The organism is Ochrobactrum sp. BTU2 (assembly GCF_024539785.1).
GTDB classification, from domain to species: Bacteria; Pseudomonadota; Alphaproteobacteria; order Rhizobiales; family Rhizobiaceae; genus Brucella; species Brucella anthropi.
Genome location: NZ_JAHWRG010000010.1, coordinates 61,527 through 84,372, shown reverse-complemented (window position 1 = coordinate 84,372; position 22,846 = coordinate 61,527). Strand labels below are relative to the sequence as shown.

Here is a 22,846-nt window from a genome sequence, read left to right as displayed (position 1 = left end):
AGGTTTCAGCCCTATTCCGCCGCCACTTTCATCGTGTTCGCCATCTCGTATTGCATAATTTCATCTGCTACCAGCTTAGCAATGGAAGTGCCGGTAGAACGCCTTTGCGTTCTGGCCATTTCTTCCCATCGACCAATGGCAGTTCCTTCGGGGAAGCGTTTCGCCAGAAGATCGAGCGCACGATCCAGTGGAACGCGACTGTAAAGCTCGTCACGTACAGCGCGATCTTCTGACTTCGTTGAAAGCGCCCACAGCAGCCTGATCCCCAACGCATTGTTGAAAATCACCCACCGCTTCTCGTCATTTCGCAGCTTGTACATCGCCAGCACGTTCGCGCCCTTCGAAGGGTCTGATTTGTCAGGGCCGTTCACGTAGCGCTGCAAAGCCTCATCGACCGCTTCGCTGCCCCCCAGCTCATCGAGGATAGCTCTGCGAGCGGCCTGAGAGTCGGAATTGAGGATCATGATCGTGGTGGCCTGCGATGTCAGGCCTTTGAAGTCGGCCAGCTCTTGCGACACAAGTGCGACCTCAAGGTTCCACTTACGGCCGGTTCGGCAGTCATGCCAAACCACGTCATTGATGGTGTCAATACTGGTGCCGGTCAGATGGTATTCGTCCATCACCATACGCTTTGGAGTCTCGGCGATGATTTGGAAGGTCCGCTGCCAATAGCGTTCATATGCCTGCCGTATTTCAGGATCGTCAGGGAACGTCATCGCACGGATATCGTCTTTATCGCCCGCGATCTTGCTCATGAACACCTGACGAGTCATCAGGAACATGAGGGTGTTCTTCCTCGCAGATTCGTCCGTCATGGACGAAACCGTCAGAACATCTTGCAGGTCGATTGCCATGATCCGGGCAGAACCGGTCTCAATCGACGTGTAGTTGGTGAACATCGGATAGGCACTTTCCAGCGATTCAAGATGGCGCTGGACATTCCTGATCATCTCTTCGCCGAAATCGTCTTTGATCTGCGGCTCGGCGATAACCGTCGCGATATCTTTGATGCGCGGAGCGGCATAGCGTTGCGCCCGAACGGCCATCTCATGATTCCCACGCAACATAAACTCATCCACGAGTGTCCAATATCGCGTGCGATCCGTGACCTTGATACCGGCCGCATGAGCCGCCTCATTGAGCTGCGGGTCGATATTTGCCTGCCAGCGGTTGGCATTTGAATCGACGCTGAGATCACTTTTGATCTCGAAAACACGGTCAATGACGCGAGTGATAAGCTGCGGCAGCAGCTCGTGGTCCATCGGGATCGCCGTCAGCAGGAAGTTCTTCATGAACACCCGCTCCCGATCCAACGGATAGCGCGAGCCTAGCGAGATATCGAAGAGATTGACCGCATATTCGGCGGTGTTCTTCGGCCGCATATAAATGACCTCGCGCCGCCGCTCTTCCGGCAGTAAGGCACTTAGAAGGTTCATACAGCCCGACGAGGATACCCCCACGTCTGCAACCATCATGAAAGGTAACTCGCTGCCCGGTCGGTACGCCGCAAGATCGAAATTCATCCGGTTCATCAACACCGACTTACCCGAACCTGTACCGGCTGCAATGAGTGTGAGCCATGCCGGTTGCTCAGGCGCAAAAGCGCGATGCGGAGTAAGTTTTCCTTCTATCGACGTGAAAAGACTGTCGCCGGTCTCGAACACGGGAGCGGTGCGGTGGAACGGCAGGACAACGGAAAGGTCCGAGATCGGGGCGAGCGTGCCGCGCCAGCTCTGTGTGGTGGCGTTCATGCCCGCCACTGTCTCCGCCAGTGTGCGGACCGGGCTTGCCGGGCTGTCAGTGACCGTGCAGTCCCCCCACGACTGCAAGCCGACCAGTAGAGCTGATGCGCGGCTGCGTAGCCTCTCCTCCGGCTCTCCCGGCTCGATCCAAGTCGCGGCCGACAGGTTGGTCTTGACCACTGCCTCAGTATCGGAGCCAAGCGCATCCGTCACCAGTTGGAGGTTCTTGCCGAGCAGCTTGGTCGTACCATCGAATATGCCGAGCAATTGCGCAGCGACCTGCCTGATGCGGATTGAGGACTTGTCTGCGCTGTTCAAGGATTCCAGCGAGATCGCTACGCGGTAGGGCATCTGCGAGCGCCGCAGGCGCTCCACGAGATGATTAAACGGTCGCAGGTTCTTAGGATAGCGCAGCACCTGACAAACGGCGAAACTGCGTGGTCCCCATGAAATCCGGCGCATATCCTGCGAAACCACAGGAGCCGACGAAAGGATCTGCATCGCCAGTGGTGGAGCGAAAAAATCGGACACGTCACTGTCGAACGTGTTTTTCAGCGGCGGATATTTCACAGCACCCGGTTCATGCGGCTTCCAGTCATTGGGTGTCTCATGGAAGAAAATACCCTGACGGATTTTGGCGATATCCGGTCTTGAGCCATCCTCGCCCGGCATGACTATGCTGGCTATCACGCCTATCCGGTCCAGAGCGGTCATGAACGACTGCACGAATGCCATATGCGGCCCTTCCAAAGCTGGAAGCTCAGCATACGGGTCCATGGCCGCCCTCATGGCAGGTAGCTCGCTGCGGGCTTTGTCGTTGGCCTTCTTCTGCGCGACGATCTCACGCTGTTGCCCGGCCTGCGGGCGCGTGATCAACGCCACCACGAGCCGTTCCGAAACGGCCCTGCGCAAAATCACATTGCGCGATTCTTCGAGAATGCCGGCGACGCGCAATTGCTTGAGTTCAGCGTTGTGGCGCTGGCGCTCAAGGTGCTCGTCAACCTCGGTCTCAGCATTGAAGGACGATTCGAATGAGACGACGATGTTATGGCCGGGCGCCTTCATCACCTGCGCCATTTCGGCCGCAAAAATATCGATCATCCTATCGGCGTAATCACGCTCCGAGATGATCGAGCGAGCACCCTTGATCTCGATAAGTGTGATATCCGAGCCGTCATGCGCGAATAAGACAGGGCGTGTGCTGTTCGGATCGAATCCACTCAGGTCGCAGAACTGATCTGCGTGTCGGTTCAGCATCGTCGTCATCGGCTAATCCCTCGGGGTATAACGGATCAAGAAAGCCGGAAGAGCTGTCTTCGGCTCCAGTCCATCCATTCCCGTTCCAAAAAATTCTCTTCCAAAACCGTCGAGTATGTCGCTGCGGCGCTTGAGTGAAAGCTCAAGCCCGATATTCATGCTTTCGTAGCCCTTCTCCTCGGCCATCTTGCGAGCACGCTCAATTGCCTGCCATACCCTTGGAGACCCTTGCGCCTCCGGTAGAAAAGCGATCTTGGCGGGCTTGTCTTCTTCCATGTCGCTCATCTTCAAAACTCCGGCCGAGGGCCGAACTGAACCACATTTTCCCGTCGCTCCTGCGCACGGCGGTCCTGATCAAGGCGATCTTGGCGCTTGAGGTTGTCTCTGGTGTCTTCGAGCGTACCAGCAACGTCGCGGACAACTCGGGGCGGCGCTGCAAAAGACGATCTCAGCTCAGCCAATTGCCTCTGACCATGAAGACCACAATGGCGGACACGCTGCTCCATCCTCTCCATGATCTGCGGCCCTCGCTCCTTCTGCAGGGCCGTCCATGCAACCTTCATGCGGTCGCCATAGGCCATTGCATCATTCATCGCACTCTGACGCGAAGACAATGGTCGGGAAATATCATTGGCAGCAGCGACAGCTTCGCGTGCCTTGCCCGCAAGCTGCTCGATTACATCCATTTCTCGCTGCAAGCTTGCGCGTGCTTCCCGCCGTGCATGCTCGGCCTCAATCGCCGCCATTCCGGGCGGCAGAAGCCGGTCACGTCCGCCCTCGGCAATGGCCCGTTTTTCATTGTCAATTATGGCCGTCGCCGCCATGGCGCTTTTCATGCGCTGGAAAGGCGACAGCTCCGAAACCTCGCTATAAGCCGCCAAGGTGCGCTCCATGACATCCTTGGCTGCCGCGCGCTCCGGTAGGTCCTTCACTTTTAGAGCAGTAGGTTCTGGAAGGCGGAAAGGCTGGCCTTGGATGGTGACAATCCGCTGCGATAGAGCCTGCCGCTCGATCCACGAGAAATTCCGCTCGACCTTTTCACGAGCCGTCGCGACGGCTGCGGCATAACCGGGCTGCACTATATCGTCCATAGCCTGTCTGGCCGACATCTTGCCGTCCAAAACCGCGTTCGCAGCCTTGACCAAGGTCGTTTTCATGCCCGCATCCTCACACCACTGGTCCGCAACGTTGGCGAGCCTATGAATGCGGTCTGTTGGAGCGAAAATGTTCTTGTCTATCCACGTCCGGTCCAGCCCTTCTTCGAAGAAGTCCGTCAGACGAACAAGCTGCCCGTCATATTTTATAGAAAGGTCGGCTGGGAGCCTGTGAGCAGCGGGGTACATGCGGCTCGTGCGCTTGTCCTGCACTCTCGCCCCTGTAGCAACAAACTCGCCATCCTTGGGCAGCAGGCCGATTTCGCGGCCCTGTTCGATCAACGCCAAAACGGCATAGGTCTGCTGCAATCTGCCTTCTGCATGTCGATGAAGAGCACCAACAGGGACTCCGTCTGCCGTTCGTACTACGTCATCATAAAGCTCGGTGAAGAGCGGCAGAGGATCTGGCTTGCTATCCATGATCTCCCGACGAGATGCCGGTGTTTGCTGCCCCAGCTCGATAATACGGGCGGCAAGGCGCTCGTCGGTTTTCGCCGCCTCGCGAACGAACTCGTTGCCGTAGTCCGCAGCTATGGCAGCGCGAGTTATAGCCTCTTCCAACGCCGCCTTGGCCTCGCTACGCGATGGGCCATCAGCTCCATCGGAAGCCAGTAGGCTATCTGCCTCCTTGATCTCGTTGAGATAATACCTAGCCATAAGAGCCGGATCACGCAGATGATCGTATTCCTGCTCCTGATCTTCCACTAACTCTGCGTCTTGGGCCGCCCATTCAGCAGCAGACGGCCCGGTCGGCTCTACCGTCTTGAAGCTGGTGTCAACGGTGACGCCGCGTGCCCTCAACTGTTCCAAGAGCGATGCCACGCTTTCCACGTGGCTCTCATGCTCCCGTTCCGCTCTCGCTGTTGCAGTTTCGTATTCGAGGCCGCTCATCCGATCAGTTGCGGCTTCTTCTGGATCGTAGCCGTAATCGGTCTCCGTTCGGGAAAGATCGAGGCTTCCACCCGGCTCCAGTTTATCGAGTTGGTCCTTCATGTCTGCGAGGAATTGGCGCTCAGCGCGAGCCTCATTCCGGGTCACATAGCTGTCTTCCGAAATGAAGTGCGGCGAATCTTGATCAGTCAGTCTGGCATTCAGATGGTTTAGCCGCTCGGCCACAGCGGCCTGAACAGCCTTGAAGACCTCCTCGCTGGTTTGCAGCGTTTCAAGAGGATTTGCTTCCCTGTTGCCAGACACTGCATATCGAAGCTGTTGCTCGGCAGTGTGGCCGATATGGATCGGTGCTTCCGGGCTACCGGGTATAGGTGCTTGCTCCGGCCGCGACCGGCGCTCGCGTCCAATAGCTACAGCCAGATCGCCGTCATCACGTGCCAGATCGAGAAGATATTCATTTTGATGATTTAATGCCTCGATAGCCGCCCGTGCCAGCTCCCGCTCGTAGGTGATTTGATAGGAGGCTGCATGCTCGGCAGGGAGCTTGCCAGCCTTGACGCGATCGATGGCCTCGCGGGCAAACTCGACCTCGACCATGATTTCATTTCCGCGCTCCACCTGCTCGATCCCAAACCGAGCAACGGCCTCTTCATATCGATCTCTCAGATTGATCCGGTTTTCAGCCATCTACGCCCCCTACTGGCTCAAGCCTGTCCACACCTGCGAAAGTGCGTAGACAACAACAGATGAAATCCCGAGCAGCGCCCCGATGCAGAACCCGACGATTTGGCCGGTCTTGCTCCAGTCAGCAGGGGCGTAGGCCTCCCGCTGCACCATCCGGTAAAGGTTGACGCCAGTGATGCCGCACATCGCCAATCCGATTACGGCAAATAGGAGAGGCACCACATCGCCGAAGCCCGAAAGGAATTGGTAAAAGCTGCGTGCCCCATCCTCCAATTTCAGGGTGTTTTCCATTCGCTCTCTCCTTGAGCTACCGGATGCCCTTCGGAATGACCACGGGAGCAAGGAACACGATCCCCATCCCGGTGCCTGCCGGAGCTGACATCGTTGGTGGCCGGTTGAAGTGCTGGCGAGCGGCGGTAGAAAGATTATTGCCCAGCGGCTGCAACGCTGCCACGCCCGCCTGCCAGTAATTAACCGGATTGCTGTTCGAAACGACCACGCCGTCTGAAACAACGTAGTCACGATTGTTCTGCACGAGCTGGTTTGCTACCTGCCCCGCGCCTTGCAGCAGCGAGGAGACAAACAGCCCGGCGTAGCGAGACCAAGTGTGACGATCCACCTTAGTCGCAACACCCGTACGGGCATCATTCTCGGAAACCGCTATCGCCTTTATCGGATATTGCTGACCGGAGACGGTCACGAGCTGATTGAAAGCGATGGCGGACTGATTTTCCGAGTACGAGATGTTTCCTACCAGTCGCATCCCTGTAAGGGGGCCGTTCCGCGTCCCGCTTGCCGGATCATAAATCACGTCATCCAGCGTCACGATAATGGGAGCGGCCGGGTCGTCGCTATTAAAGCCTCTGTCGAGGCGAGCGAAAACCACATCGCCAGTTCGCGCTACAAGTTTCATCGTCGCAGGATTGGGACCGCTCGGCTTTGCAGGCGCTTCCTTCTTTTCCTCTGGCGGTGCTGCATACCGGTTGATCGCCATAGCCGCGATGCCGCCAGAACCGGAACCGCCCCGGTCATTCGCCCCAAGTGAGGCTATCTGCGCTTGGATCGCGGCCCGTGCCGCCGCGTCATCGACAGGCTGTTCCACTGGTACGCGCGTCACATAGACGGTTCGCTCGGTGGTTTCCTTGATGATGCGTTCCTGCGGCTCCGGAGCGGGCTTTGGAGGCTCTGGCACGGGAGGTTGCTCACCACGGTCGGCAGGCCCAACACCAGTGATCACCGTCGGTGCCTGATAGTCTCGTCCTTGTTCTCTGGCTTGCTGGGCATCCGACTGGTTGACGGTTGCTCTCCGGCTGGCCTCTTGCGGCGTCACCGGCTCCAATTGATCGTTCCTCGGAACATTGGTGGCATTCGGCAAGGATGTTTGCGTGCCAGCGCCAGTGTCAGGCGCTACTTGCCCTGAAAGGATAAAAGCAGCCGCGCCAACAGTGACAGCAGCTAAGGCACCAACTCCGACTACGATTTTGTTTACCGCCATAGCCCCTCTCCTTAAAAGCGTACCGTTGCCGGGCGTTCTGCCCCGTTCTTGTCCACGAAGAGCACGCGGTAAGGCGCTCCGCTAAAGCGATAGGCCTTCTCGCCGTCCGGTGTTTGCGCCTTGCTATTCCAGCCCGGAGACAACATCTCTGCATGGCCGACTACGACGAGATCACCATTGCTCGCGATGTAGCCGCGAAGATCGGGAGCACCGTCCAGTGCCACCGCCCTTGCCCCTCGTGGCGGGCGGCCGACAATGTAATCGGCCAGATCGCCGTCACCCGTCACCACTTTTGATGGCCGCTTGTAATTTCCCGCCGCAGCTCTTCGAGCCGTTGCTTTCGCGTTGGAAATGGAAATCGGCTTCACCTTGTCAGCCAGCGGCGATTTTCCCTCAATGATGACCGTCAGCGGCATATCAATGCTGACCTGTTTCTGGCCCTGTCCCTGCTGTGGCCGGAAACCCGATTGGGTCATCAAGACTATGGGATAAGGCCACTTTTCGAGACTGACGTTGATGTTCGAGAATATCTCGAAATAGCAGGGCGTGAGATTGATCGTCGTCGGCCGCTGTCCATCGCCGGAAGGCGTATTGCCGGACGCTCCGCAACCGGCACCGTCCTGCGCAAGCACAGTCGGATTGTACGTGACGTTAACAATCGGCCATGGATAGCCGTCACTGTCGACGAAGGTGACTGGCGTAGTCATGCCGTAAGCGAGCCGGGCTATCGGGGGCTGCTGCATAGGTGTCTTGGCAGCATTCACCACGCGCGGCAGAGCAGTCGGGTAGGGATCGGTCGAATAGGTCGGGCGGACAGCGGCGCTTCGAGAACCAAGAGTAGCATCTCTGATCCGGCCGACTTCATTCGGGCGAAGGATCATGCCTTCTGACTGATCGACCATGCCACGCCGCACAGCGTCCAGCTCTTCCTTGGTCAATTGTCGTGGTGGCAGGTTCGGTCTGGACGTGGTTTCCACCTGCCCCTGTTGGAGCTGCGGAGCAACAGTCGTGGGCGTCTCTTCCGGTGGCGCTTGGCGCGGAATGGGAGACCCGGCGCTATCCCCCTGCGGAGCCGAAATGTTCGTTTCCTGTCCGGTTGGATTCCCGTTCTGCGCGGGCGGCTCCTGCTCTTGGGCGAAAACAGGCAGAATGCCCGCCGTAGACGCCATGAGTAGTGCCGCAAGCGCTGTTCTCGATCTCCACATACTTGCCAGCCCTCTACCTATCATAGTTCAATAATGTTGTTGCAGTGATGCTATCGATTCCGATGCCATTCGGGTTTTCGACCGATGGGCGAACACTCACAACCAGCATCGTTAGGAGAAGCCCCGCCTCTGTCACATCGACGTTGCTACGCCGATATTGCAGCAGAGGCACTTCGACACGCCAGAACCGGCGTCCTTTAATGAAGCCTTCTTCCTTGATGTTCGGAACGCCGTTCTTGCAAGCTGTCTGCTCAACGTAATTCCTGCGAAACGCCAGTGGCGATCCTGACCGACTGACTTCTTCGATATACGAATCGCGCCCGGTTACGGTGAAATACTGCCGGAGGGCAGAACCGATCACCGTCCCTTGATTGTAATAATCGTAGGAATTGATGGTCACGGCCGCATCGGACGCAAAGTCTACGATGCGCGCCTGACTAATGTGAGGAGTGCTGAGCACGGTGGCTGCACACTCTCCACCCGTCGCCGCCTCGTGCCAGACGAAATTCGTCACTGGTCGAAGCCAATAGGTATCGGTCGTCACGACCACGCTGGCGACACAAAGCAGGCCGAACAGCCCGCAGAGTGCCACAGATAGCGTGCGATGTGCGGCCGGATTGATCATTGCCCCACGCTCCCCACCGCCGCATTGGTCTGTAGATTGTTGACCTGCACTGGCTGCGAAGAGACCAGCCCGCCGATGGCAATCCCCTTCGGATTGAGTGGCGATTTCGCGGTTCGGATGACCTTGGCATAAAAATCACGATTCTCTGTCCGTCGATCCGTCGCGTTGCGATAGATCAGCGTCATGGGAACCACGATCTCCCACTCGTAACGCCCTGTCCCGTCTTGCTGGCGTACCACGCCCTGTCGCTGCACTGTCGCAGGGCCGCGCTGTTGAGCAGTCGCATTCTGATACCGGTTCACAACATCCCTGATGATGCCCCAATCGTTCACCGATATCCGGTAGCTATTGCGTGCATCGAGCGTCATGTACTGCGCTGTGCTCGAATTGATCTGGTCGCGCCAAGAGGTCCAGTCATAGGTTGAGATTGCCCGGATCGCTTCGACTGCGAAGTCGCGGGCGACTGCATCAGCGACCATTGGTTCATCAAGGCCGATTGGCGCGCAGACGCTCTGAGCATCAGTCGTGCCAAGAAATGCTGTGTCAGGAAATTTGACGAATCGCGCATAGAGCAACTGCCCTACATGCAGCGCCATCACCGCGTTCCCGATCACGAGCAGCACTATGAAAACCTTCATATTGCGCTGGATCGCCGACTGCGCGGCGCTGGCCTCCAATATTTCCTCTTTCGTCTTCACTTTGCCCCCACGTTCAAGATCGGCACGGGGCATCCAAAGACACCCCCGTCTGCGACATATGGTTCCGTCTGCGCAACGCCCTCGACAAGAAAACCGAAGAAGAGAGAGATCACCGTCAGGCTGATGAGAAGCGTACCCAGCCCGACGATGATCTTTTGCTTCTGTAAAATATCCTCGGTGGCAATTGTCGGAGCGATGGGGTCCGGCAGAGTGGCAAACCGGAACCTTGGTAATTCAACCGACTTTTGCTTTTTCCCGAAACCGAACATCGCTCTACTTTGCCAACAGGGCGTCCACCACTTGCGTCATACCGTCATGCCAGCCCTTCATGACAGCGACGTTGCCAGACTTCCCTTCCGGCACGACGAAAAGCGGCACCGCTGGCTGCTGATCAGGCAGACGCGCAGATAGCCCCGCCCACACTTCCATGTTGGCATTCACATCGGCATCCAGTTTGGTGTCCGGCGACACATCGAGACCGCTGGCATCACCCGACTCCATGACTTTGTGCAAAGCCGTAGCCCGGTCGCTGCTACGCAGGACACCCCGAATATTCGGCAGTGCCCCGTTCATAGTGGCCTCATCACCGAGGACGCTAATGGGGAGATAACGCACAGAATATTTGCCATTAAGAGCGCGGTGTGCGGCTTGGCAGTACGGGCACCGAGGATCTACGAAGGCGTAGATCGTGTTCTGATCGGTTGGCGTCACTCCCGTTGGAGCTGACGCAACCGCATTGGCTTGCTTCAACAAAGCGATGACGTTCTTCGAAAGAGCCTGATCGGTGATTTCATAGCCGCTGTCTACATTCACCCCATTTACAGCGTTGAGCGCTGAGGTCTGCACCTGCGGACGAACAGGCGCGGGCGCTGGGGCCTGTGCGGGCATCGGAGCCTGCGCTTGATAAGAAGGCTGCGGAGGTTGCTGGTATCCCTGCTGCTGCGCGTAAGGCTGCGGGAATTGCTGCGGCTGCGGCTGCTGATAGTATGGAGGCTGGTATGGAGCCGGTTGCTGTGCATATTGCTGTGGAGGGTACGGCTGCGGGCCTGCCTGATAGGCTCCCGGCCGCTCCATCACATAGGGCAGCGCGCCGAAAACGACCATTCCCGTAATAGCAACTGCCGCCCCGGCCCAAATGACCGTATTCAGCACTTTTGGCGACGAAGCGTTCGTGTTTTCTGCCATCTCGCTTCACTTTCGAACCGATGTTGTCTCTGCTTCAAACCCTTCCTGATTTTCCCCGCACAAGTCAACTAAAGAACGCATAACGACATTCTTTTCGTGCGATTTTTTTATGTGTAATGCTGGCGTGCAACTCCGAGTGCCGGGTCAAGCTCGACAGTGCGAAGATTTTCACCATCGCTGTGAACCTGAAATGAAAAACCCCGGCTTTGGCCGGGGTTTCCAAGGTTGTCTGCCGCCTAATTTGGGGGGGCTATGGGGTTAGGCGGCTCGACTCACTACCGAAGTGGCATTCTGCTTGCGCAGTTCCTTGAGGATTTCCTGCTGCGTCTCAAGGATGGCTGTCAAAAGCTCCTTAGTATCCCGGCGATTGACTTCTCCCTGAAGGAGCAAATCAGCCAAGAGGTCTACATCAGCACCCGAATCCCTGTTCCCGCTGAAATTGCCGTTGAGCTTCCTGTTGTCGAAAAGCTCCGGCTCATAGCGGTCGCGAACATCGCGACGTGCGTCAGATGTCTTCCTGCCAATACCGAACATGGCGACCTCCTTTCCGGGCATAGCCCAAAATTGTCAAGCACAAAGGTTGTAGCACACTTTACGACGACTCACAATGGGCAACCAAGGCTAATTACTCTGCCGCCGCTGCTACCGCCGCAGCCGCATCGCTGACGCGGCTTTGCACCCTACGATGCAGTATTGCATGATCGCGAGCTTCCTTGATCGGGGTCTCTACCAGCACGCCGAAAGCGTCAAGGATGAGATTGTGCTGAGCAGGATCGATGTCCGCCGCCCAGCTCGCCACCACCTGCTTGAAATGCTGTTTCAGGTCGCGCTCCAACTCCCCGATCTCAGTACGGGCACGCAATTCTCCGTGCGCCCTGTCCTGAGAGCTGATTACCCATGACAGCGCGTCATTGAGTAGTTGGTCAGATACCAGCCCCGGCGTCTCCAGCAGTTGCGAGAGATAAGCCGCATAGTCATCAATGGTGGCGCTAGCGCCGGGCTTGGTACCGGGATCATCCACCAGCTCTGCAAGAGCAACCGCCAGATCGCGTACGAGCGTGGCGATGGTGTCTCCGCCTAAATGATCCTCATAACGAAGACCGTCATCGGCCTGATTTCGGGACCAGTCCCTGATCTCGTTGGCGTTTGCCTCCCGCAAGAGCCGCTGTTGCGCATCCTTCTGCCGGATAGCCTCGATGGATGCCTCGTCACGGGTTTTGACCGGAACGAAATGGTTGAGCCTCCATTCCACCACTTCCGGCACCGGCCCGGTGTAGAACGCCTTGTAGCGAACCACCCGGCTCTCGCCTCTGATAATTCCCTTTTCTCTCGTGTTTGTGCCGACGATGAAATGGAACTGTCCCGACTCCTGCCCTTGGATATCGGAATATTTGATGATGTCCTCTTCCTCGTAGACGATCTCGTCCGAGAGCGATGTGGTCTTGAAAGCCGCCCGGTGATCGACCTTGAGCGAACGGGTCATTGAGGTCAGCTTCTTGCCACCCCAGCCCCGGACAATCTTGAAAGCCTCGCTGTCCTCGTTTGCGGCAAGCTTTCCCACATGGCGCATGGTGGTGTTGATCAGCGTTTCATCCGCCTCCTGCTTTGACGCCTTCTCCAGAGATGTCGGAGTTTGCAGGCCGAAGGTACAGGACACGCCAAATGAGCGAGCCTGAGCCGCCGCCACGGAAAAACCCTCCACGACATAATAGCCGTATTCATCGAATATCAACGGGTACGGCATCTGACTCTTGGACGGAGAGGCGTCGAGGATGCGGCGGCGATGCCCTTCCAAGGGGCGATGCAAAAGGTTGCCGAGCACCTGCTTGACCGCCGCGACCGTAATCTTACCAAGAGCCGCCGTGCTCGGAGGAGCTTTTTCCAGCGAAGGGATCATCACGTAAACGATGCGCCTGTTCAGGAACACATCGTTCATGTTGATCTCACCGACCTCGGCATTGAAAACATGGCCGTATGAATAGGTCAGCAGCGCGGCCGGTTCCGACAGGCTCATGGTCATGTAGCCCCATTGCCTGTAAACCTCGGCGCGGGTCGATTCCGCCGACTGGTTCTTGTCTCCCTCCGAGCTGCTGCCCCCTGCCAGCCTTTTGTAACTGGTGATCATGTCGTTCGACAGCTTCTCGACCGCTTTCTCACCCGCCAGCAAAGCTGTCGCTATCTTGTGGTCGTCGGCATCGATCAGAGGCGGCGGCTCTTTCGGCATCACCTGACTGTAGCCCGGCAAGTCCATCAAAACCTGTTGCAAGCTGGCGCAGGCCTGTTTGAGACGCACAAAGTCGTCGTGCTTGCCCTCGTTTGGCAGATCGACCACGCGGCCGTGCTTGTCACGAAACCTGCCGAACCACACTAGGTTCTCGACATTGTTCAACTGGAAGAACTCAGTCAGCAGACGAGGGTTATAGTCCACGTACCCTCGCCCCTGCAAAAACGACAGAGGCCGGGCAAGCGCCTTGTTCAACTGCAAAGCTCTCTGCGTGAAGACACTATTCGATCCCTCGGCTTGAGGGATGAAGGTCTCCATCAGAGTTGATTTCTGATCACTTGACCCCATAGCAAAGGGGTTAAAGGTGTTTGTTAGCTTGACTTCCGACTGGCCGTAGAAGTCCTTCGATCCCATCATGAAATTGAGAACTAGGAACTCCTCGTCGCGACCGTAAAGCCGCGCGATCTTCTTGATCGAATTGAGGGTATCGGCGCTTGCTTTGCCATCCACCATGATCGCGCCGCTATTGAGTGCAAGCGCATTGAACACCAGCCCGAAAATCTCTTCCGACTTACCGGAGCCGGTTGTACCAATGACCATGCGGTGCGTCTGGATATCTCGTGCTGCGGACCAGATTTCCTGCCCGGCGTAAGCCCCTCGCCCAATTCCGTGATAAATCACGCCGTTACCCGGCTGACCAGTGGAACTATCCTTATACCCTGCTCTTCCCAAGAACTCCGGCACACGGTAGGGTGCTTCCCATAGACGCCTGTTCTTATAGACGCCGAATCCGAGCGCCATGAACACCGTTAGCACCAAGAGTAATTCCGGCCAGAAAGGTGCCCAGCTCAACAGCAAAGCTAGCACCGCCATGGTGATGTACGGTTTGAGGACTTCCCCCGGTTCGTTGTGGTTGTCCCGTAATTTTTCGATCAGGCCTTTCCGCCGTTCGCGACGGGTTGAAAGCCTGACCGCATCAATATGCTCGACGCCTTCGAACTCTCGTTTTTGAACAGCCATCCTCTAGCCCTTACCGATTGCGAATTTGCCGGATGGCCTGTTGAGACCGCTGTGCCAAACGTCCCGCTGTACCCGCCAGCGATCCACGAGAACGGAGGGCGATGCCAGCGGCTGCGATAGCCGCTGGATTGCCGAGAATGCCTTCGGTGCGCTGCTTTGCTTCGGAACCAAAGACGTGCGATGCACCGCGCTCCACCTGCTCCATCACCCAATCCCCAACGCCATCAATCAGGCTACAGCAGATAGCGACCAAGGTTACGCACATAGAGAGGTAGATCATGAAGCCGCCGAAGGCCATGGCGACATTACCAATACTGGCCGACAGTGACGAGGTTGACGCACCAAGGACCGACAAGGCGTTGAAGGTCAGGATGTTCAGGTAATCGAGGCCCACTCGCATGAGGTACATGCAGAAGACCAGCCCGACGATGATCAGCGCCGGGCGAATGAGCACGGCAAGCAGTACCGTCAGAGCGCGGGCAAGGCTGGTTGACGCAATTCCCCCCGAGCGGTTCGCATAGAACATCTGCATCAGCCAGAACGGCGCTGTGATGATGGTCTGCACCACCAGCGTCAGCCATGACAGCGCCGCAAGGAAGAAGTAGACCAGCGGCATGAAGGGCACGACAACCGCCAGAACAAACCCGATGGCGACAAGGCCCCATCCAAGCGGTGCAACCATTGACGCCAGCTCGCCGAGCAATGCGGTGACAGGGTTCGGAAGAGCCGACGCCACGCCACCAGCTCCAGCAACAGCCAAGACGCCAGTGCCGTACATCAACATCTCGTTGCCAGTCGCCTGCATCTGAGGGATCGGATCGCTCCACCCCTCGCCGCTCTGCTCGTTGGCTCTGACCAGCGACCGCAGAACATTGTTTACCCAACGTGCGAGCATACCGGGATCGCCACCCTGAACAGATCCCATGCCGCTCGTATTGGTGCCGAGGCCGATAGTTCCGGTTCCAGCATTGGTGAATGCAGGCTTGAGCTGATCCAGCGCCGCCAGTTCGGTTGAATATTCCCGGAAGTAGGTTTGCAGCTCGTCAGAACAATTGAAGCGACCGGTCGCCCACGTGAACATCGAACGGCAACCCCATGCTGCCGGGAAATCACGCTCGACAGGCACCGACGCCACGCGAAAGCCCCCATTTCCGATGTCGGATAGCACGGTTGTCGCATTCACCAATATGCGCTGGTAAAGGATTGCGAAGAACCAGCCATTGTCGTGCTGACCAGTCATCGCTCTGGAAGTTTGCTGGCGAATAGCCTCCGGTGCGTTCTTGAGCTGATCTTCACCAGCTCGTTTTGTGTTGCTGATCACATTATTGACGGCCTGAGCGATCTGCTGGACCTGTTGCGGTCCCCACGATCTCGGACCATTGGCCGGTTGAGGAAACAGCGCATCGGCGAGCTGCTTTGCCTGAGAATCGATCTGGTTCAGGAACTCGGCCGCCGTCGCTTTCGCTGCGTTCACGCGAAACTCGGCAGCGGTCTTGGCTATTTCCTGCTGACCGGCCGCATTGCCGGGTACGATCACTCCCGACAGCGAGCCGGGGTCCTCATAGACCTTGCCTATATAGCTGACAGACACGGAGCCACACATGCCTGCCGACTCGTTCAATGCCTCGCCGCCCCTGTAATAAAGGGTTCGTTGAACAATTCGGCTTCCATACTGCGATCCCGCCGTATCCTGCTCGGGCGAGAGCGCCGACGTGATCGAGGTATCACCCGTTGTCGCCATATTCTGAACGCCCTTCGCGATCAGCCGGGCGCAAAGCTCCCCCTCAACACGCGCTTGTAGGGCTTCGGCCAACTGCTGGCGAAGGGCAGCCTCGCTCGATGGCTCAGAATAAAACAGGCCGTCTGTCCGCATACTCTGGAAAGACGCATTGACCGTGTTGGCGTTCGCCATCTTGTCGGACGCTACACGCCATGCGGAATCCCCAAATCCGGTAGACCATACCGCCACCTGCATCGTGGCCATCTGCAAAGCTGAAAAGCCATTGAAGGCCGGGAAAACCAAAATCGCTGCCAAACCTGCCATGACGAGCGTCCAGCTCGGATTCATGCTCCGGCCGCCCAACTCGCCATCGTTGGCGGTATCTTTTAGAGACGCAAAAATCAGATATGTGGCGACGGCCGCGATGACGGCCAGCATGCCCCAATTGATGACGGCTACGAGCTGAGCCAGAACGTCATTGACATCATTGCAAGCCCCGCCTCCCGTTCCGCCACCGCCCCCCGGCGTCCAGATATAGTCGAATGTGCAGCCAACGAGACGCCGCAGAAACACAAGGGCGGCGCTATTCGGCTCTGGCGTAAAGAGACCGGCTACAGTGCCGTCTGGTGAGGCTCCCTCAATACCTTCCATTCAAACCCCCAAGGCCGTTGTCTGGCCGTGCGTTGCCTCGCTCTGCCGTTCGCGGGTTGCCTCCCGCTCCACAGAGGACCTGTTCTCGAGGACTACCGTCCTCATGTCGTTCATGAATGCTGCCAGCTCTTCTCCGACCGGCGTCAGCGGGTGCGCTCCCGCCGTCGCGAAAGCGCCACCACTCTCTATCCTGCCCACCTGCGAAAAGACGTGCGCATCGAAAGCGCGCGCAAAAATCTCCTGCGGTTTCATCAGATAAGCCGCATGATCGGGGTTGGCCGCTCCCTCTTCCTCAAGGATCGAAATGATCCGCGCGGCCTTTCGCGCAAACGGGTGCTCCTTCACTGCGCGTAGGATTTGCTCCTCGTCTCCGGCCTTGTGGATCTGATGCCCGATCTCATGCAGCAGAGCGCCGGGCGATGTTGGCGTCAACTGAATAGCATGCTGGGAAACGACAACGGCTTCGCCGTCCACGTTCACGCCTTTGCCCTGATAGGTAGATGCCTGACCTCTGATCGAGCTGTTCTTACGATTGACAGCAACGCCGAGGATGAATTTTACCTCATTTGTTCCGAACAGCCTGTCTCTGGAAATGCCAAAGGCACGAGCGCTTGCCGTCAGAGCGGTAGTCAAGCGGGCCTTCGCATCCGTGGCCACAGCGTTGCTGATGCCAGCTTGTGCAATGAAGGTGTTCTTGGCCAGATCGGGAGCACCGGCAGGATTGATGCGGGCACCGTCATAAGCCCGGTATGGAACATTAAAGCCCAAATCCTCTACCATTGCCCCGAACAGCGCCTCCGAGAGGGGCTTGTCGGTTAACCCCTCCTGCGAGAACCGCTCAAAGATGCGATTTTGAGCAGCGACATACCGGACGATCCGATCATCAGGCTTTGGAAAAGCGGTACTGCCGCTCGCGTCCGCGTCCATAAGGCGGTCTAGCTGACCTTCCCAGCCGTCTACCTGCTCCGAAAGTGCCCAAAGGACAGCGCTGAACCATTCCGCAGCATGCGTGTCGTCGCTCCGATGGCGAAGTCGCTCATAGATTTCATATCCATCGCCACCAAAGGGCAGCTTTTTAGCAGCCGCCGTTCTGTCGCCGACGATCACCCTTGCTCTCGCTATGGAATCCCTGATGTGGCGCAGTAACTCATCGGGCGATTCATTCGAGAAATGCGAAAGCATCCGTTCGGCGATCACCGCCGCATCTTCATTTTCAGGGAGCGGATTGGTGATCTCGACATCCGGCGGCCCCATATCCCTCAAAGCGGCGGCGATCCGCTCCTTCGGAAAGAAGGCGGTCAGACGTGTCGAAACCTCAGAGAGCGCTTTGACCGGCCTGAGATGATCAAAGACGTGCTCGCCACCGCCTCGCGAACGGGACCAGCCTGCCTCATAGGCCCGAATGAGCTGTTCCTTGATTGGCTCCTTGGGAAAAGCAAGCCGGACGACATAGTTGCCGCTGACCATGCGCAGGCTGACTGTGGCCTCCGGCCCGAAGTCGTACCATTTCTGGTTTTTCGCTTGCTGGCTCATGATCAACCCTTTCAGACGCGCTCGTTGTCAAATCGGAAAGGCGAGCGCCCGAAGCCCTTGCCGTCGAGAGCACCGACAACCATGGCTTCCTCCATGGCTCCGGCCGCCGTCACCTTGCCGCTCTCCATTTTGATGGCATTTGCCTTGCGGAATTTCAGGGATTGCCAACGGCCATCGGCAGTCTCAGAGATCAACAGGACACAGATGCGAACCTCGACATCATTCCGGTCCTCGCCGTAGGCAAGGATCACATCGAATCCGGGCTTCACCGCGCCCTTAATCCCCGGAGCGGTTGCGTACATCCAAGTGCCACCGCCCTCCGCATTGCCTACGTACCAAAGACGGCTCGTGCCGGGCGCTACCCCGTCACAGCCTCTTTCGTTCAAAAACTCGCCGAGGGGCTTGTTATCGAGCTTACCTTCCGCAAACAGCTCGGCCGATGATAGTGTTGCCCCATGAATTTTCGGGCGCGCTTCCAGCGCAATTTCTCCGGAATCGCGTTTCTGTGCGGTCCACCCTGCTACCGCTGGATCAGTTTCCGAAAGCTGGCGAACCTCGTCCTCATCGTCCTCATCATCGAGCGGCATGATATCCATCGATCCGCCCAGCGCATCCATGGAAGGGCTGTCGTCATCGATCAGGGTGCCAAAGTCGTCGCGTCTTTCATCAACCATGGTCGCCCCTATCCCTGCATATCAAAGCCCTGATTTGTCAGGCCCTGATTGATTGCTTCTTGCACACGCTGCTGCGCACGGTGCAGCGTTTCTCCGCTGGCGATCTGTTCGAATAGCCGCTGCTCGGCTGCTGCAAAAACGGCCGGATCGAACTTGAAGATCGCGGCCTCACTGACTTCGCGCCGACGCTCCGAAAGAGCAGTTTCTTTGACTGCAACCTCTGCCGTGTAGGAAACTCCATCAGCGATCTCGAAACCTTCGTCCGCCATTCGGTCGAGTGCTTCCAGATCGTCTACCGACTCACCGTCTGACCAACCTTCATCGAGGTCGGCATCAGCCTCTTCCAGTTCTGCTTGATCATCGGCCGGGTCGTAATAGTCGTCCGCTGGTGCTGGTTCTATCGCACCAACATCCTCATCAACGGACACGACATCCTGATCGGCGACATAATCGCCAAGTGCTTCTTCGTCAGGGCGTCGTCCAGTCATGTTGCCTACTTTCCAGATGCTTCGGCGGCCAACAAAGCGGCCATCGTCGCCGCCTTGCGTGCCTCACTATCGTTCATAAAGGTGCGGAGCCTCATCGAGATCGCGCGCAGACGGTTCAGCTCCACCATCAAACCACGCTCCGACTGCATTTGGAGCGCGTTCGTCCATTTCTGATAAGCCGGGCCGCCACCATAATTGTCGATCAGGGCGTCGAGCGCTTGTGTCACGCTTCCAGCCCCATCGCCTATACCGAGTGAGGAAGTGTTACCCATGGCAGCAACGGCAGAGAGAGACACGAGCGCTGGAGAACGCCATGCTTCTGCCTGACGCGAACGCATCAGCGCCAGCTCCCCGGCTGGTGTACCCGCTTCCTGCGGCATCGGCTTCGGGATCGCAAAGCCCGCAAGCTGCTCGATGACCTTTTCCTTTTTGCCCCTGTCAGCCGATACGTTCAGGAGAATGGATGCATCCGTGGAAGCCGGATCGAGACGCACTTGCGCCTGTTCACGACCAGAGGGCACACCGCCCGGTGATACGTCTAGGTTCTTATAGATCGCCGACGCATCGCTGGGCGTCCCATCAAGCACGGATGTCACGCGGCCGAGGAAGGCGACCTGCGCACAGGCGTTAGCGCCCTGACCAGTCTCATAGGAATAATCCTCTTTGATCTTGACCAAGCGTTCATTGCGCATTTGCTCTGTTACAGTGTTGGCGTAAGCTTCCTGACTCTTCTTCACCACTTGCTGGAGACGCTGTTCTTCGCCCGCATACTGTCGGTTCACGACCTTGAGGGCCGCCAGAACCTGCTCCAGCGTCGTTGCCCCTTCAAAGGCAACGTTGGTTTCCAGCTCCTTCACTTCCTTGATCAGGTTGGTTTCCGTTCTGACGTGCTGCTGAATCCATTCCGTTGTGATGGAGCACCAAGCAGCAAAAGCCTGATTTGAGGCGAGTGTGCTGGCTGAAACGATCCCTGCCGCGAGCACCCACTTATGAAAGCTCTTCCGCATTTTCCGCCCCCTCACTGTCTGACATCCGCCCGTTGCTCGGGCCTGTTGGAGACCACTACGGGCAGGCTTGAACCGCCTTGAACGATCTGGTTGATCCGGGCGAGCGCATAGGATGATAGCGCCAACTCCGTGCGCGCAGTGCCCTTCGCCTGATATGCCATGACGGCAATGTTGGCAGCTTCAATCCTGACCGCATCAAGGAGCGCAGCACGGAAAGGCTTATCGGACATTGCGCTCGCCCATTTTTCGCCGCCGTCATCACCAGTCCAGTGCTTTGTCAGCTCTTCAAGCGAAGCCCGTGCCCCACCCGGCTCATATTCGGCCGCGATGGAGGCCATAACCTCTTTGGAAACTGACCGGCGAGCATCGCGCCGGTTCTTGTCCAGAACGAAAACATTTCGCTCGGCCCCGGAACCAACCGTATCCTCAATTGGCGGCCCGACGACCAGATTTATGTAATCGCGAGCCGCTTGCCCTCCCCTGAAAAGGCTCTCGCCATCGAATGACCGGTTACTGGTAGCAAACTGCGACCAAGAACGTGGTGAATCGAAGCTGCCCGGCTTGAAATAGGTCGCGCCTGAAACAGCCTGTGCTTTCGATCTCGCTGCCTGATTGGCGGCGTAAAATTTCTGTCCTTTGGACTGCAAATCGCAGCTATTATACCCCGTCGAGCCATACCGCTCTCTGGCGTCAGCAATCGCATATGCTTGTCGCTGAGTGGTATTTACGTTCGCAGCAGCTTCGGCCGACTTTCGCACCACCATAGCTGTCTGCTGACCCGAGCCACTTTCTTGCTTCGTGATCACCTTCAAGGCGCTGAGCAGCATCTCGCGCTGCCGCCGTTCTTCCATGATCAAAAGGTTCTCGGACAGGTCGATCTGCGCCTTGACCTTCTGCTCCAGCTCTATGGTTCGCTGGATCACGTGAGCGTTGACGGCGCACACAACGGCAGATGCCTCGCTTGCCATCATCAGGCTGGGCAAGAGGACCGATCCTGCCAGTGCCAGTTTCCGCCAGTTTTTCATTGCCTGTCGCCTCCCATGCCGGAAACTGCAACACCCATCATCACCGAACGCGCACCTGACATGAGAGCCGCGCGGCGGCGCGCATCGATCAATCTGACCTGAGCGCCGCTGTCCTGCGGGTTCGGCTCTATCGTCGGATAAGGAGCGAGCACATCAACATAATCACCAGCCGTAACGACCTCTTCGGCTCCGTAATTGCGATTGAAGAGGAAGGCTCCGGCGTTGGAATCGCCCGCATTTCGCTCGTTGCTGTAGCTCGCTTGGCAGTAGGTCTCGCCGAGGACCGCCCGTTCCTGCTCGGTGCAATAATGTCCGACGCGCTTTAGCATCGAGTTTTTCATGTTGGCAGCGGCATTGCCGCCTTTGCTGATATAGTTCGCCTCTGATGTAGAGAATGCTGCGAGCATCTTGTCTTGGCTTCTGGCAGTTCCCGACATGCCATTTAGGCTAGCCGTGACAGTGCACGCATGCTCACCCTGTCCGTACTCGTAACCATAGCGGTTCTTGATGTCGGCGACCCGGAAAGCTTGCTCTTGCGCCAACTCAGCGTTGACAGCCGCCTCGTCACTTTTCCTGATGACTTGCTGGGTCTGCCGCTGCGAAGCCGACCTTTGCTTGTCATGAACTTTCAGGCCGCTCATGAAACGCTCGAATGAAGTGATCCACGTTTCCATGGAGGCATGCGCAGTATCGGCCGCCGTCACGGCGGTCGTAAGCACTGTCAGGAGGGCCAGTGTCGAGCGCGAAACCATGATCAGCCTCTATTCGCGCCCGCCGGGGCGAACATATTGTTGAACAGGTCCGGTGCTGTCCCGCCGCCCGAATTGGTGCCGTTGCTGCCCGAGTTGCCTGCTGGCGGCGTGAAGATGGGCTGCGTTGGAGAGCCAGAGCCGGAGACGGTCGAAGTCGTGAAGGTGTACTGACCAATATTCGGAAGATTTGGGATATTGATCGGGCTAATGCTCGAACCAGAGCCGCCGAGCAAATCCGACATCTGTGATCCGATAGCCGAATCGAACGAGTACATCTGATTGTTGATCTTGCCGACTATGTTCTGGAGCTGATTGTTCAACACTTGGCAAACCTGTTGGGTTGCCTGCTGAATAATCTGGTCGATCAACTGCGACCCGATATTGCCCAAGAAATCGAAGCTGGTTGGGATCAGGTTCGATAGATCGAAGGAATTGAGGAGGCTCGATCCAAGGCACGAGTTTGCCCCATTGAAGTATTGCGATGAGTCCACTTTGGCCGCATCGAGCAAGGCAATCTGACGTTGGACGGCCAAATCCGCAGCCTGCTGAATGCCACAACCTGTAGATTGCGCCGACGCTGGCGCGGCATACATAACAGCCGCCAGCAGAGCGCCCCCGAGTACAACTCCAATTCGTTGCATCACCCTCTCCATTTAGCCCACGCGCGATTGCCACGCGCTCACAGCGGTCAGTGCGATCTTCACGTTCTGATGCGAGCAAATGCTGGCAAGCAGATCGGCGGCGACCGTAGCCTCGACGTTTAAGCCACGTTCCCGTCGCTCTGACGCATAGTGCTCGAAAACAGGGAGCAAAACG

General features: G+C 57.5%; 20 protein-coding genes. All 20 read right to left on the bottom strand.

Going from position 1 to position 22,846, the window contains the following annotated elements:
• Positions 1–11: 11 nt before the first annotated feature.
• Positions 12–3,008, bottom strand: coding sequence for a hypothetical protein (locus KWJ32_RS22175; RefSeq protein WP_125271629.1), 2,997 nt, complete (start codon positions 3,006–3,008; stop codon positions 12–14).
• A 3-nt stretch (positions 3,009–3,011) separates the two neighbouring features.
• Positions 3,012–3,284, bottom strand: coding sequence for a hypothetical protein (locus KWJ32_RS22170; RefSeq protein WP_125271628.1), 273 nt, complete (start codon positions 3,282–3,284; stop codon positions 3,012–3,014).
• Positions 3,285–3,286: 2 nt separating this feature from the next.
• Positions 3,287–5,731, bottom strand: a complete 2,445-nt coding sequence (locus tag KWJ32_RS22165; protein WP_125271627.1) for a hypothetical protein — start codon at positions 5,729–5,731, stop codon at positions 3,287–3,289.
• Between the two features lie 9 nt (positions 5,732–5,740).
• On the bottom strand, positions 5,741–6,019 hold the full coding sequence (locus KWJ32_RS22160) for a hypothetical protein (RefSeq protein WP_125271626.1): 279 nt from the start codon (positions 6,017–6,019) through the stop codon (positions 5,741–5,743).
• A 16-nt stretch (positions 6,020–6,035) separates the two neighbouring features.
• Complete coding sequence (locus KWJ32_RS22155; RefSeq protein WP_125271625.1) at positions 6,036–7,223, bottom strand: DotG/IcmE/VirB10 family protein; 1,188 nt, start codon at positions 7,221–7,223, stop codon at positions 6,036–6,038.
• A gap of 11 nt (positions 7,224–7,234) precedes the next feature.
• Positions 7,235–8,428, bottom strand: coding sequence for a DotH/IcmK family type IV secretion protein (locus KWJ32_RS22150; protein WP_256886277.1), 1,194 nt, complete (start codon positions 8,426–8,428; stop codon positions 7,235–7,237).
• Between the two features lie 13 nt (positions 8,429–8,441).
• The gene (locus tag KWJ32_RS22145) at positions 8,442–9,053 is read right to left on the bottom strand and encodes a DotI/IcmL family type IV secretion protein (protein ID WP_256886276.1); all 612 of its coding nucleotides are present in this window, start codon (positions 9,051–9,053) and stop codon (positions 8,442–8,444) included.
• Entirely contained in the window at positions 9,050–9,751 is a 702-nt protein-coding gene (locus KWJ32_RS22140) for a DotI/IcmL family type IV secretion protein (RefSeq protein WP_172965743.1), read from the bottom strand. The genes KWJ32_RS22145 and KWJ32_RS22140 overlap by 4 nt, the downstream gene beginning before the upstream one ends.
• On the bottom strand, positions 9,748–10,020 hold the full coding sequence (locus KWJ32_RS22135; protein ID WP_125271621.1) for a hypothetical protein: 273 nt from the start codon (positions 10,018–10,020) through the stop codon (positions 9,748–9,750). Before KWJ32_RS22135 ends, KWJ32_RS22140 begins: the two co-directional genes overlap by 4 nt.
• Before the next feature lie 4 nt (positions 10,021–10,024).
• Positions 10,025–10,936, bottom strand: a complete 912-nt coding sequence (locus tag KWJ32_RS22130) for a hypothetical protein (RefSeq protein ID WP_172965742.1) — start codon at positions 10,934–10,936, stop codon at positions 10,025–10,027.
• A gap of 258 nt (positions 10,937–11,194) precedes the next feature.
• The gene (locus tag KWJ32_RS22125) at positions 11,195–11,470 is read right to left on the bottom strand and encodes a hypothetical protein (protein ID WP_125271620.1); all 276 of its coding nucleotides are present in this window, start codon (positions 11,468–11,470) and stop codon (positions 11,195–11,197) included.
• Positions 11,471–11,561: 91 nt separating this feature from the next.
• Positions 11,562–14,180 carry a hypothetical protein gene (locus KWJ32_RS22120; RefSeq protein ID WP_125271619.1) on the bottom strand — a complete coding sequence of 873 codons (2,619 nt, stop codon included), beginning with the start codon at positions 14,178–14,180 and terminating at the stop codon, positions 11,562–11,564.
• A gap of 10 nt (positions 14,181–14,190) precedes the next feature.
• Complete coding sequence (locus KWJ32_RS22115) at positions 14,191–16,551, bottom strand: DotA/TraY family protein (protein WP_125271618.1); 2,361 nt, start codon at positions 16,549–16,551, stop codon at positions 14,191–14,193.
• On the bottom strand, positions 16,552–18,084 hold the full coding sequence (locus tag KWJ32_RS22110; protein ID WP_125271617.1) for a hypothetical protein: 1,533 nt from the start codon (positions 18,082–18,084) through the stop codon (positions 16,552–16,554).
• Between the two features lie 11 nt (positions 18,085–18,095).
• On the bottom strand, positions 18,096–18,758 hold the full coding sequence (locus tag KWJ32_RS22105) for a hypothetical protein (RefSeq protein WP_125271616.1): 663 nt from the start codon (positions 18,756–18,758) through the stop codon (positions 18,096–18,098).
• An 8-nt stretch (positions 18,759–18,766) separates the two neighbouring features.
• On the bottom strand, positions 18,767–19,246 hold the full coding sequence (locus KWJ32_RS22100) for a hypothetical protein (RefSeq protein WP_125271615.1): 480 nt from the start codon (positions 19,244–19,246) through the stop codon (positions 18,767–18,769).
• A gap of 5 nt (positions 19,247–19,251) precedes the next feature.
• Positions 19,252–20,253: a hypothetical protein gene (locus KWJ32_RS22095; RefSeq protein ID WP_125271614.1), complete on the bottom strand. Its 1,002-nt coding sequence runs from the start codon at positions 20,251–20,253 to the stop codon at positions 19,252–19,254.
• Between the two features lie 11 nt (positions 20,254–20,264).
• Positions 20,265–21,278: a hypothetical protein gene (locus tag KWJ32_RS22090; RefSeq protein ID WP_256886275.1), complete on the bottom strand. Its 1,014-nt coding sequence runs from the start codon at positions 21,276–21,278 to the stop codon at positions 20,265–20,267.
• Positions 21,275–22,030: a hypothetical protein gene (locus KWJ32_RS22085; RefSeq protein WP_125271612.1), complete on the bottom strand. Its 756-nt coding sequence runs from the start codon at positions 22,028–22,030 to the stop codon at positions 21,275–21,277. Before KWJ32_RS22085 ends, KWJ32_RS22090 begins: the two co-directional genes overlap by 4 nt.
• A 2-nt stretch (positions 22,031–22,032) precedes the next feature.
• Complete coding sequence (locus KWJ32_RS22080) at positions 22,033–22,671, bottom strand: hypothetical protein (protein ID WP_125271611.1); 639 nt, start codon at positions 22,669–22,671, stop codon at positions 22,033–22,035.
• Positions 22,672–22,846: the final 175 nt, after the last annotated feature.